Genomic DNA, 11,789 nt, shown 5'->3' on the forward strand with positions numbered 1-11,789 from the left:
CGAGAATTTGCATTCTCTTATATGACACTCACTCGATGTTCAGTTTTCAAAGGGCAATTTCTCCAACAAAAGCCGTACTGTCAAGCATTTCAAGCTTTGTCGGTTGTTGTCACCTCGTTTAGCGGCGACTTTTATAATATATCACATTCGCCTATCTTAATGCAAGCATTTTTTTAAAACCATTTTTTTGAAGCAGCTTGATTAAGTTTTTTAAAGGCAGCCGTTTTTAGCGGCGAAAATTAATTTAACACATCTTGAGTTTGAAAGTCAACCCTTAAAATAAATAAAATATCCGGCCGCTCGAAAGCAGCCGGACGATACCAGCACTCTACTACTCTATCATGCCTTCGACGGGGCTGCTGGCAGAGGCATAGCGCTTCTTCGGAATGCGGCCCGCCAAGAACCCTTTGCGCCCTGCGATCACAGCCAGCTTGAACGCCTCGGCCATCAGAACAGGGTCCTGCGCACCGGCAACAGCCGTGTTCAACAGCACGCCGTCCGCGCCAAGCTCCATAGCTAAGGCAGCATCCGCAGGACCGCCAATGCCTGCATCGACGATAATCGGAACTTTCGCTTCCTCGATAATAAAACGCAAATTATTCGGGTTCACGATCCCTTGACCGGAGCCGATCGGCGATGCTCCGGGCATAACGGCCGCAGCTCCCGCTTCCTGCAGCTTGCGGGCCAATATCGGGTCATCCGAAGTATATGGTAATACGATAAAGCCTTCCTCTACTAAAATCTTCGTCGCCTCCAGCGTTCCTACCGGATCCGGAAGCAGCGTCTTCGGATCTCCGATCACTTCTACTTTGATCATATCGCAAAGCCCGGAAGCTTTGGCCAGGCGCGCAATGCGTACAGCTTCCTCTACGGTATAGGCGCCGGCCGTATTAGGAAGCAGCGTGAACTTTTTCAAATCTACCGTTTCCAAAAAGTTAGGCGCATCCGGATTGTCGATCGGCAGACGGCGGATGGCAAAAGTCAATACTTCGGCATCCGAAGCTTGAACGGCCTGATCTTGAATCTTCAAATCCGAAAACTTTCCCGTCCCAAGCAGCAGCCGGGATTGAAATTCGTAAGGTCCGATTTTTAACGTGTCGCTCATGCTGGTAGCTCCTTCAACGATAGTTTTTATTCAGCCGCCGCCGACAAAATGAACGATTTCGATCTGGTCTCCATCGTTCAGGCGGGCTTCTTCATACCGGGTACGGTCAATAATTTCCCGGTTTAATTCGACAACCAAAATTTTATTGTCCAGTTTAAACGCCGAGAGCAGTTCGGCTACGGTAGCCGCGTTGTCCACTTCCCTCAGTTCCCCGTTCACGGTCAATCGCATCCTTATCACCTCCAGCGCTTTGCCGATAAAAGCAAAAAAGCCAACCCGCATGGCGGGCCGGCCGAATGTTGTCTGCACACTTCATATGCAGCTTGCTGGCATTCGTCCACTTCCCTACGCTGGTATAATCCAGTGATGTCTGCTCTACGCAGACTTCAAAACAGGTTCCAAGGGTCAAAGAACACGCTTCTTTTTCTCAGCCCCGCAAGTCGGAGCTCCCCTAGTGGCTATTTGATTGTCCAATCCATTATAACACAACGGTCAGCTTTTGACATCCTTATACCGCATCTCCAGCACGGATAGTTCGGGGTCATGGGTAAAGACGATTTCTTTAGCCAACGATTTTTTGACCAGCTTATTCAAGAGCAGCGGGAGATCCGCTTTAATATCCGTCAGCTCAGGCTGCTGCTGGAGTTCCTGAAGGCTCCATGCTTCATCGCGGCTGGCAAGCAATTCGATCAACGGCCTGCAGCAGCGTTCCATCTTGGACATGACGGAAAATTCGCTGGCCAGAAGCACCAGTTGAACGCGCTGTTTTAGCGTCTCTTTACTTAACGTCAGCTCCTCGTACAGCTTGTACACGCCGGGATTGACCGTCTTCACTTGCCGCCAAATCGTTACCTCCGGATGATTGCCGGACTCGATAATCACGATTCGCGCCCAATGGTGCAGGGCCTCCAATATATTGTTGTATGCATCGAGCAAATGCTCGTCTAAGATGTATTCTTTACTTTGCGAATAGCAGCGCAAAAATTTGGAGAACTCGATCAGCAGCTTGTGTTCTCTAAGCGGTAGCGGGAACTCAAGCACTTTATGCCGCAGGGTCTCCAAATACATATCCCGATCCAAAAGTATCTCCCCTTTTAAGATCCAATAAATAACATTGCGATACTCGCCGCGCAAAATCAGTTCATCCAGAGTATCCGGGCTTATCCATCTTTCTTGTATACGGCGGTTGTCTTTTATATAATGAACTTGTTGATGCGCACGTTCGTTATTGCTGCTGACAACCAGAAGCACAATGTCGAATCCGTCTGTGACAGCCGAGAACAAAGAAGGATTGTCGACGGCCGCTATGCTGATAACGGACTCGTCTTGACGGAGCCTTTCCACCCAATATGCTTTTAAGGAATCCATCGCGAAAGCCTCCTGACGATAGCCACATGCGTTCTTCATGATAGTTATTTCTACATGAAGCCGCCGTTTCCTGCATTCTTTTGTGACGACACTCACAATTCTTACGAGAAAGAAGTGAAAGACATGAAATTCAAGTCAAGTAAAGTAAATGAATTCCGGCTGTGGGGGCTCCTGCTGACTATGGGCGGTATGCTTCTGATGATCCTCGGACTTGCCGGGATCGTCTTCGAGTGGGGAGCCGCCGGCCGTATGCTTGCAGCCGTATGTATGGTCATCGGAGCCATCGCCATGCTGGTGAGCATGGGAATTTATTTTGCTGCGGGCATGATGTCGACCAGCGCTACGGTGATCGAATGCCCGGAATGCGGAAAGCCGACCAAGATGCTAGGGAAAACGGACCGCTGTATGTTCTGCAAAACGATTCTGACGCTCGATCCGAAATATGCTCCGGCCGCCGAATCTGGACCCAATCCGACGCATCAAGCCGGGGAAACAACCTCTCCGTAATCCGCTTGCAACGTAGTTTTAGATACGCAAAGACCATCGCCCCGGTTCCATAAAGGAACAAAATAAACCGGCTCCGCCACTATCGTTCGATGAGGCGAGCCGGTTTATTTTGTTATTGATCGTTATTTTTTCGGCGCTTCCAGTGACGTGCGGATCCAGTTCCATGCTTCGGGATTCTCGAAGCCTCTCCGCCACGATGCGACGCCGGCCAAATCGTACTTTTTCACAAGCTCGATACGTGCTTTTACCGACGTCTCGTCTTCAATCCAAATTTTGTTGAGCTTGCCGTCTTCCGTGTACTCGATGTAATTTTGTCCCGTTTCCGGGGAAAATACAGGGGTAAGCTTTTTCTCCTTGATGATGCGCTGCGGCATGTCCATAAAGACGGCTTTCGAGCTCACATTGGTTTTGCCGTTCTTTTTCGTTTCGGTCCACACCCGCGTATAGAAAGGAATGCTGAGAATCAGCTTGGACGGCGGAATCTCATCTTCTTTCAGCAGGTCGGAAATCGACTTCTCCACCCACGGCAGCGAAGCGACGGAACCGGCCTTCGGACTGCTCGCCCAATGCTCGTCATAAGCCATCAGCATCATATAGTCGAGCGACTGGATCAGCGTTTTCCGGTCGTAAAACATGGACCACGACTCGCTGCTCGATTTGGCGGTGACATCCATAGAAACGACGAGGCCTTGCTCATGCATAAGCGGCGACATTTCCCGGACGAATTGAACCAGGTTTTGCTTGTCTTTCAAATTGACGTTCTCGAAGTCGATGTTGATTCCTTGCAGCGAATACATCTGTGCAAAGGCAAGCAGCTGCTTGATCATCTTCATTCGTTTGTCATAAGTGGAGAGCGCTTGGGTCGTGCGCTTCTGCTCGAAGCCGTTGCTGAAAAGCCCCCAGACTTGGTATCCTCTGTCGTGAGCCCATTTGACATAGGCAGGATCAGCCAAGTTCTTGAGATTGCCCTCGCCGTCTTCCAAATGAAACCACGTCGGACTGACCACATCCAGTCCCGGCATGTCGGGAATTTTGCCGGTGTCCGGATTTTTCGTTACGACCTGCTCCCAAGTCATATTGATTTTGCCGCTGATTGGCTTTTTAGCCACGAACGGAGGCTCCGGTTCTTTCCTCGGGATGACTTCGTCCTTGTCGGCAACCAACTGATCCTTGCGAACATATCCCATATAGCCGTTCGTCTGCTGCACCCGGTACCATTCGCCTTCCTCGCCCCATACGATCAAGCTCTCTCCCTGCTTCAGATCGGCATGAATCGGAGCTTTGATCGTCGGGTCCCGCCGCATGGCAATCGTTTTGTCGGGTTTATCCGGAATGGTGATCGTCTTATACCAGCGAATCGTCTCGCCTTCCTTAAACAGCAAAACGGCGCCCGTATCCGGCGATTCCCGCAGGTCGATTTTATACAAATCTTTCAACGGATCGATCGGAAGGTACAATATCCCGTTCGTCTTTTCGAGCGGAAATTTGAGCGTAAACGGCTTTTCGTTGACCATCCCGGTCAACTGGCTGGTGCGAAGCCGGATCACTTTGTTTTGCGTCGTAATGATTGTCGATTCGCTCGCTTTCTCATAGACCAGCGTCGGATCGATCCGTTCCTTCACAATGTCGAACGGAAGCTTCAAGCTTTCCTTCTGCCCTACGGCGGGTTGGTCCAGCATTCCCCCTTCGTAGAAGATCGGTTTGGGGTTGCCTTTAAAGTCGGGCTGCTCATGCTGCCAATTCGGAACATAGTTGATCCATAAGTAAGCACCTAAAATAAGACCGCATAGGAGGGCAAAAAACAACAGGACAAAGGTCGATTTCTTTCTTTTTCTGCGGCGCGACCCGCCTCCCGCTTCAAACGTCGGTTCCATGGTTTCACTCCCGTCACATGATGAGGCAAAGCTGATGAATAATGAAAAAAAAGGACGCGTCTACCCGCAGCCGCGGGAATCCAGACACGTCCATTATACCTTAATTCTACCAATCTATCATGTCGTCTGCTTGGCACAGTCCGAACAGATGCCGTAAACTTCCACCCGGTGGCTTTTCACCTGGAATCCGGTCATTTCACCGGCTGCTTGCTCCAGGTCGTCCAGCGGCTTGTAAGCGAAGTCCACCAGCTTACCGCATTCCTCGCAAAGCGCATGATAGTGATCGGACAAATCCGCGTCAAAGCGGCTGGAATGGTCGCCATAGGTCATCTCCCGTACCAATCCGCTTTCGATAAACACCTTAAGGTTATTGTATACCGTCGCCACGCTCATGCTGGGAAAAAGCGGGGACAACGCTTTATATATTTCATCCGCCGTCGGATGGGACATTGTATTAATCAAATATGATAAAATGGCATGCCGTTGCGGAGTCATCCGAATGCCCATCGTTTTGAGTTTGTTAAGTGCCTGCTCCAATGAATGGTTCATCGTGTTCACCGCCTAATCCGGAAAAGGAATGTATCGCTTTATTCTACCCGGATGTTCAACAAATTGTCAATTGGACCCCTGTATGGTAAGCCTGTCGTTGGTATGCAGCTTAATCGTGTATTTGCCGCTTCCGACCGTGCCTTTGACGCTATCTTCTTGAATGGACAAAGGCAGATCGGTTTTGATGCCTCCCTCGTTCCCTTCGCCGTCGATCCGGTAGTCGCCTTTTTGCGGAAGCTTGACTTCGAGCTTGCCGTTGGACGTTTCTATGTCCCAGTCCCCGTCGATAACCGTGCTGCTCACTTCGACGGCCCCGTTGGTGGTCTGTATTTTTACGCCTTTGAACGCGCCATGTGCAGTGACGGCTCCGTTGTTCGTTTCGGCCTGAAGCGCTCCCGTTACATTATCGATACGAAGCTTCCCGTTGGTCGATTTCAGCGTCGTATCCCCTTGATGATCCGTCACTTCCATGTGTCCGTTCGTGGATTTGAGCGTCAGCGGCCCAACCGTCCGGTGAGTTTGAACTTTGCCGTTGGTAGTCTCCAAATTCAACTCGCCTTGCAGATCTTCGAGACGGATTTCCCCATTCGTCGTATGCCCGACGAACCGTTGTTTGATCGGCAGTCCGGACGCGTCGATCTTACCGTTGCGCAGCTGCAAATCCAGATTGACTTTATGCTGCGCAGGCACTGTGACGACCAGATCCATCCGCGGCTTGCGGTTTCCGAACAAAGCACCGATGCCTTCGTATTCTTTGGCGACAGCCCGGATGTTGAGCGTATTGCCGCTCACACTGTGCTCCAGCTTGGATTCGTTCGCAATGGTTTGCGCCACGTCTTCATCTATACCGTTAACGTAAACCTTAACATCGACCTGAAGCTGATCGACCGGCCCGGACTTAAGAACGGCGCTGCCATTCTCATTGTCCAGCCTCACATTGTCGACGGAAGCAGGAAGCTCGATTGCCGTCACGCCTTTATCGAAGTTTTTCCCGTCCGTCATCATATCGATCGTCCCGTTAACGGTCCAACCGTTGAACTTTTTCAGAAGCTCCCCGCTCTGGGTGCTAATAATGACGATGGCGGCGATAACGACCGCGAAGATAATCCCGCCGATGTCGAGCTTCAATTGGCGATCGCTGTTTCCAAATTTGATATTAAACAAAATATATTCGATTCCGAGCAAAACAAACAACAGCGGCCACCAATCCGCCAGCATGGCAGTCAGGTGCGTGCCCATCGTCTTGTCGGCAATAACGGCGCCGCCGACACATAAGAGCAAAATTGCTGCCGTGTAACGGCCTGCCTTATGCATTCGAATTCTCCCCTTACTTTTTCCTGGATTCTTTGTAAAACATGTAAGCCCCGATAACAATCAAAATTACGGCGCCGAACGATGAACCGACAAAGTCAAATACGCGTTCGAGCCACTGCGGTTTGCCTCCAGCCAGAAACAGCAGCGCACCTGCTGCGATCAGCGCGTAGCCGAATAGGTTCCCCTGACGCAGTTTGCGCAGCGGTTTCTCGGACGCAAACGGAGCGTCCCCTTCCATCCGGGGCTCGTCAAAATAAACGGATTGCCCGTACCCGTTAACCCGATCCGTCTGCTGCAGCGCATCGAAGATATTGTAGAAATAAGTGACGGGCATGAGCAGCGAAAACAAAACGATCAGCGGAATATTTTCCCCTTCGTTGGTAGCGAAATACACAATGGCGAAAATATTCAATATGAACAGCAGCATGATCCCCAAGCCCCGCTGCATCAACCCCAGGTACAACTGTCCGGTGCCCGGAATAAAAAACGATAATACCCCGGCTAACCATTTGCTCTTATGAGGCTTCGGCCTGAGAAAAGGATCGAACGGCGGTTTTCGGGACTGTCCCCACCGCTCCATGCGCTCCCGCAAAAACTCGTCTTCCCGATCCTCTCCGTGATCATACGGGCCTTTCCGTTGGTCCTGCATTCGTAGATTCCCTCCTTATGACAACAATTGGCGCGATACCGATTCGACGACATGGAACAATTGAAGGGCGCCGGTACGAACATCGGCTTCCCATCGATTCGGGTCCAGAGACGTCAGCTTTCCGAATACGCCGGACACAATAAACAGGAACGTAGCAGCCATGGCGACCATCCCGTGTAGCAGCTCGGTACGCCAATAAGGTTTCCATTTACGCCGGGGCGAGGAAGCTTGCGCCTCGAACCCCGGGTGATCCGATAACGGACGGTCCGGTGACGCATACGCTCTTCCCGAACGCAGAGCGGTCATTACGCGGTCCGTCAATTCCGTAGGGGCCTGTTCGACGGCAAGTTGATCCAGCATCAGTTCGACGTCCAAAAAGTCGGACAGTCTCCCGCGGCATGGAGCGCAAGCCTTCATGTGACGCCCGATCCGGTGGTATTCCAATTCAGAGCAGTTTTTATTCAGAAAACGTAGCAGCTCTTGATCGTTTGGATGCATGATGGTCATGTCCCCGCACCTCCAGCCATTTTTCTTTAAGCAGCGATTTTCCGCGATACAATCTCGTTTCAATCGTCTTCATCGGCAGTCCGGTCACATCCGAAATTTCTTGATAAGACAACTGTTTGTAGTGATACAAATACAGAATGAGCCGGTATTTGTCCGGCAGGTCGGCGAGCAGCCGCTGCATCGTTTCCTGCTCTTCCTTTTGCAGCGCGCGGGCCTCGGGCTCTTCCCGGCGGTCTCCGAACCAGCCCTTAATTTTGTCCAGAATCGCTTCGTACGGCTTGCGCTGCTGCGAACGCCTGTAGTCGGTGACCAGATTGACGGTCATCCGGTAAAGCCAGGTTTTAAACTTGGCGTCGCCGCGAAAGTTGGCCAGGGAACGGTACAGCTTGATAAATACTTCCTGAGTCAAATCTTCGGCTGTTTCGCGATGTAAGGTCATGCGATAAATCAGCGTATAGATATAGTCCTGATAACGTGCCATCAATACCCGGTACGCTTCTTCATCACCTTGACGGATTAGGTCGACCAGTTGTTCATCCGCCATGCTCTCCACATTGCTCACCGCCTTGATCTGCGCTCTTGAAATCTTAGACGCCGTTCCTCCCCCTAACCCCTTCAAAACGTTCAAAAAATTTTATTTTAATCACAGGAAACGGAACGGACGCCATCCAGCCGCATCAGATCTTCGACCGTTTGGCTGACATTGTCGCCTTTGGCAAACCTCAGCGTAAGGGTGATGTGAATCAAGTCCTCTTCTTCCGAAGGAATCTCTTCGACGGAAAGCTTCTGGATTAGGCTTCCTTTGTTGGCGAGCAAAGCGGACACTTTGCCGATCAAACTCGGCGTATCCAGTGCTTGGAGCTGAATATGTCGCAGCTTTTTGGCGCGGAGGTATTTTTTCTCCACTAAGTTAAGTACAAACAAACTGATCAAGGCAAACACACAGCTTAATGCGGCTGCATAGTAAAAGCCCGCTCCCGTCGCAAGACCGATCGCCGCTACCACCCATAGGGAAGCGGCCGTCGTGAGGCCGGTGATCGATTTGCCTGTATATAGAATGGTTCCCGCACCGAGAAATCCGATTCCGCTGATGACCTGGGCCGCCAGACGGGCCGGATCCATCCGTACGTTGTCCAGCTTGGAAAATTCGGAAAATCCGTATATGGATAAGAGCATAATCAGCGTGGAACCGAGGCACACGAGCATGTGCGTGCGCAATCCGGCGGCATGGCTGCTCTGCTCCCTCTCGATCCCGATCAAGCCGCCGAACAGCAGCGACAATACCAGTCTGAGCGTAATATGAAGCGTATCGATCGTCCATGGATCGTGCATAAAAGAAACCGCCTCCTTGCCAACAAGATATTGATGACTATTGTAACACGTCATGCTCTTCTGATGGAGACCCGGTAAAAATATTCCGCAGAAAAGTCATTGACTTCGGGACAGTTGCAGGTAGACTTAAGAAGTGAAACGTTTAAATTAACATGGGACGAGTACTGGAGGAATGGTGCTTCATGAAAAGGGAAACGAACGAACGGAGACTTCTCGTTCTCCGGCTTGCGGCCGAGCAGGCTCTTGCTCTGCCTCTGCTGGAGAGCGGCTATTGGTTTCATAAAGATTTGCGCGACAACTTTTATTTTGCTTCCCATCTGTTTGCCTATGTAGCGGAAGGCGCTCCCGGTTGGAGTGAAGAGACCCGGAAAGCGGCGGCCAGTCTTTCAGTCCGAATGCTTCGCCAAGTGCTGACGCTGCAGGACCAAAATCCGGACAGCCCGATGTACGGGCATTGGCCGTTAAATCTGGGAGCCGATCCGGCCGCGGCGAAGCCGCACGTACTGCCGGTAGAGCTGATGGGATGCCTGCTGATCCTGTTCCACGAAAGCATGCGGCACGCGATGCCCCCTGAACTGGACAACGAGTTTCAAACGGCTCTGCAGCATATTTACAAAAGCGGCGTGTACCGCCATCCGCTGGCGTCGATGCATCATCACGAGGCGAAGCATACCGCTTTAAAGCTGCTGCTCGGTCACATCTTCGCCGACAAGGCGCTGCTTCGGGAAGGGACGGCATGCGCCCGCCGCCTGCTGAACCACGTACATACGTTCGGATTCAAGGAGTACGGCTGCCTCCCTTGGCATTGGCATTGGATTCAAGCTTTCACCTGCGTGTGGGAAATCGTCCGGGATGAACAAGCGCGCAAGGTCGCGGAGGAGCTGCTCGACTACTTGTGGAGACTTCGCGCGGAATCGTATTTGCGCGGCGCTTGGGTCGGACCGCAGTCCCGGATCTGGCCGCACGATGCGCCGAAGGATACGAATACGCCGCATGACTATATCCAGTTCGGCGATTTTCCGGCGCCGACGGTGTTTCCTCGTCTGGAGGGAGCGACGCTCTTCAGCTATGAAGTATCGGAGGCTGTCCGGGAGGCGGCCATGAACCGCCAAGCGCCTTGCGAGCTCAAGCGCAAAATCCGTTTTGCCGGAGCCGACGAGAAGGTCGAGTCCGAAGCTCATACGTACGCCTATTTGACAAACGACTATGCCTTCGGGGGCATTTGGGAGCGGCGCGACGAATTCGATAACGAACAGCTGCGCTGGGATGTCTCGCTGCCCCTGGATACGGAAACGGCCGCGCTTGGCGTAAATCAGCTGTATTTCTTCCATCCCGGGGCCCATCACGCGCCAGGCGACGACCGCCACGCCAGCTCTTACGGACAGGTGCTGCTGGACAAAAATACGGTTGTCGCCGTCTGGGACGTACCGCCGGACGCCGAGGCCGCCGATACGTTGGTCGGATGCCTGCCCAAGGGCGATTGGCATCTCGAAGAACGAAGCGGCTACGGAAAGCTCGGGCAGGTCTTCGTAGCGATCCATCTGATGCAGCCGTTGAGCGTGACGGAGCAAAATGACCGCCTGTCCGCAGCATCGCTGCTCTCTAACGGGCGGAACGCGGTCGTGGTCGAAGCGATGGGGGCGGTGGAAGCGGAAGCGTCCGGCGTAAAGACGCTGGACGACTGGCGTGCGTTTGCAGGCGCTCCGGACAAGCAGCCTCTCTTCGAGGACGGAGATGGCGCCTTGTCGGCTGCTTATACGACTCGCCGTGGCCGCAGGTTGCAACTGACAGTACGCGGCGAAGCCATTGTACAGCGTACGGTCGACGGCGTGGCGATTGCTTTTGACGATTATACGATTTTTTGAAATTGCGTCAGCGTAATGCCGGGCGCGAGCAAATGGACCTGTACCGACTCGTACCCGTGCTTTTCGTAAAGCCTTACTGCCGGCGTGTTGTTCGTACCCGTAGCGACTTTAATCACCGTTCCCGGCGGGGCATGCTGCTCGATATGCTCCAGCAGCCGGCTGGCAATCCCGTGACGGAACCAGTCGGGATGCACCATCATCCGGCAAACGGTCATTTCCTTGGGCGATTGCTTGCAGGCTGCCGCTCCGACAAGCCGCTCATCCGAATAGCAGCCGAAAAACGCTTCCCCCGACTCCCGGAGCGAAAGCGGCGAATCGATCAGCGGCGGAATCTCTTCGAAGCCGACAAGCTCCGCTTCGATGCGGTATGCGACCTGTTGAAGCGACAGCAGCTCCAGCACGGCGTTCAGATCGTTTAAATCAATCGGTCTGATCATGAGGATGCAGCCTCCTTCGAGCCTCATTTGACAGCGGAGGCACTTAGATTGCCCTATATTTTACCAAACGAAACGTTGTCTCACAACAAAAGAGGCTGTCCCTTGGGACAGCCTCTCAGCTTGTTGAGAAAGTGGTCAATTAAAGTAATAGAGGTTACGATGGGGCGGGGTATCCACTTCCGACCGCTGTTGTCCTCGGGAAATTTGATTGAAAGCCGCTTGTTAGCGGACATTTCCCGAAGACAAAGGCGGCCGCTATCGCTTCTCCAGTGGATACCCCAC

General features: G+C 52.4%; 13 protein-coding genes and 1 riboswitch. Of the genes, 2 read left to right on the plus strand and 11 right to left on the minus strand.

Annotated elements, in window-relative coordinates; all coding sequences use genetic code 11:
- Positions 1–331 precede the first annotated feature (331 nt).
- The 3 genes from QJ48_RS23620 to QJ48_RS23630 form a co-directional block, all read right to left on the minus strand.
- On the minus strand, positions 332–1,105 hold the full coding sequence (locus QJ48_RS23620) for a thiazole synthase (protein WP_036684788.1): 774 nt from the start codon (positions 1,103–1,105) through the stop codon (positions 332–334).
- A 30-nt stretch (positions 1,106–1,135) separates the two neighbouring features.
- On the minus strand, positions 1,136–1,336 hold the full coding sequence (gene thiS / locus QJ48_RS38365; protein ID WP_025853022.1) for a sulfur carrier protein ThiS: 201 nt from the start codon (positions 1,334–1,336) through the stop codon (positions 1,136–1,138).
- A gap of 94 nt (positions 1,337–1,430) precedes the next feature.
- Positions 1,431–1,568: riboswitch (TPP riboswitch) on the minus strand.
- Positions 1,569–1,597: 29 nt separating this feature from the next.
- Complete coding sequence (locus QJ48_RS23630; RefSeq protein WP_054975936.1) at positions 1,598–2,473, minus strand: nucleotidyltransferase-like protein; 876 nt, start codon at positions 2,471–2,473, stop codon at positions 1,598–1,600.
- A 123-nt stretch (positions 2,474–2,596) separates the two neighbouring features.
- On the opposite strand from QJ48_RS23630, the gene QJ48_RS23635 reads away from it, so the two are divergent.
- Complete coding sequence (locus QJ48_RS23635) at positions 2,597–2,980, plus strand: DUF2614 family zinc ribbon-containing protein (protein WP_054975937.1); 384 nt, start codon at positions 2,597–2,599, stop codon at positions 2,978–2,980.
- Between the two features lie 122 nt (positions 2,981–3,102).
- Here QJ48_RS23635 and QJ48_RS23640 read toward each other — a convergent pair whose 3' ends face one another.
- The 7 genes from QJ48_RS23640 to QJ48_RS23670 all read right to left on the minus strand — a co-directional run bounded on the left by QJ48_RS23640 (position 3,103) and on the right by QJ48_RS23670 (position 9,205).
- Positions 3,103–4,854 carry a glycosyl hydrolase family 18 protein gene (locus QJ48_RS23640; RefSeq protein ID WP_054975938.1) on the minus strand — a complete coding sequence of 584 codons (1,752 nt, stop codon included), beginning with the start codon at positions 4,852–4,854 and terminating at the stop codon, positions 3,103–3,105.
- 117 nt (positions 4,855–4,971) lie between these two features.
- The gene (perR, locus tag QJ48_RS23645) at positions 4,972–5,403 is read right to left on the minus strand and encodes a peroxide-responsive transcriptional repressor PerR (protein ID WP_036684799.1); all 432 of its coding nucleotides are present in this window, start codon (positions 5,401–5,403) and stop codon (positions 4,972–4,974) included.
- A gap of 66 nt (positions 5,404–5,469) precedes the next feature.
- Positions 5,470–6,717: a DUF4097 family beta strand repeat-containing protein gene (locus QJ48_RS23650; protein WP_054975939.1), complete on the minus strand. Its 1,248-nt coding sequence runs from the start codon at positions 6,715–6,717 to the stop codon at positions 5,470–5,472.
- A 13-nt stretch (positions 6,718–6,730) separates the two neighbouring features.
- Positions 6,731–7,366, minus strand: a complete 636-nt coding sequence (locus QJ48_RS23655) for a hypothetical protein (protein ID WP_054975940.1) — start codon at positions 7,364–7,366, stop codon at positions 6,731–6,733.
- Positions 7,367–7,381: 15 nt separating this feature from the next.
- Positions 7,382–7,873, minus strand: coding sequence for a hypothetical protein (locus tag QJ48_RS23660; RefSeq protein WP_063858152.1), 492 nt, complete (start codon positions 7,871–7,873; stop codon positions 7,382–7,384).
- Complete coding sequence (locus QJ48_RS23665) at positions 7,824–8,417, minus strand: RNA polymerase sigma factor (RefSeq protein ID WP_063858153.1); 594 nt, start codon at positions 8,415–8,417, stop codon at positions 7,824–7,826. The genes QJ48_RS23660 and QJ48_RS23665 overlap by 50 nt, the downstream gene beginning before the upstream one ends.
- 95 nt (positions 8,418–8,512) lie before the next feature.
- Complete coding sequence (locus QJ48_RS23670) at positions 8,513–9,205, minus strand: MgtC/SapB family protein (RefSeq protein WP_054975943.1); 693 nt, start codon at positions 9,203–9,205, stop codon at positions 8,513–8,515.
- Between the two features lie 182 nt (positions 9,206–9,387).
- Here QJ48_RS23670 and QJ48_RS23675 point away from each other — a divergent pair, with 182 nt between their 5' ends.
- Positions 9,388–11,070, plus strand: coding sequence for a hypothetical protein (locus tag QJ48_RS23675; RefSeq protein WP_054975944.1), 1,683 nt, complete (start codon positions 9,388–9,390; stop codon positions 11,068–11,070).
- On the opposite strand, the gene QJ48_RS23680 is transcribed toward QJ48_RS23675, so the two are convergent.
- A complete protein-coding gene (locus QJ48_RS23680) occupies positions 11,055–11,507 on the minus strand; it encodes a GNAT family N-acetyltransferase (protein ID WP_054975945.1) in 453 nt (150 codons plus the stop codon). The two genes, QJ48_RS23675 and QJ48_RS23680, sit on opposite strands and share 16 nt — an antisense overlap.
- Positions 11,508–11,789 lie beyond the last annotated feature (282 nt).

Origin of the sequence: Paenibacillus sp. A3, assembly GCF_001399685.1 — a bacterium.
Taxonomy (GTDB): domain Bacteria; phylum Bacillota; class Bacilli; order Paenibacillales; family NBRC-103111; genus Paenibacillus_G.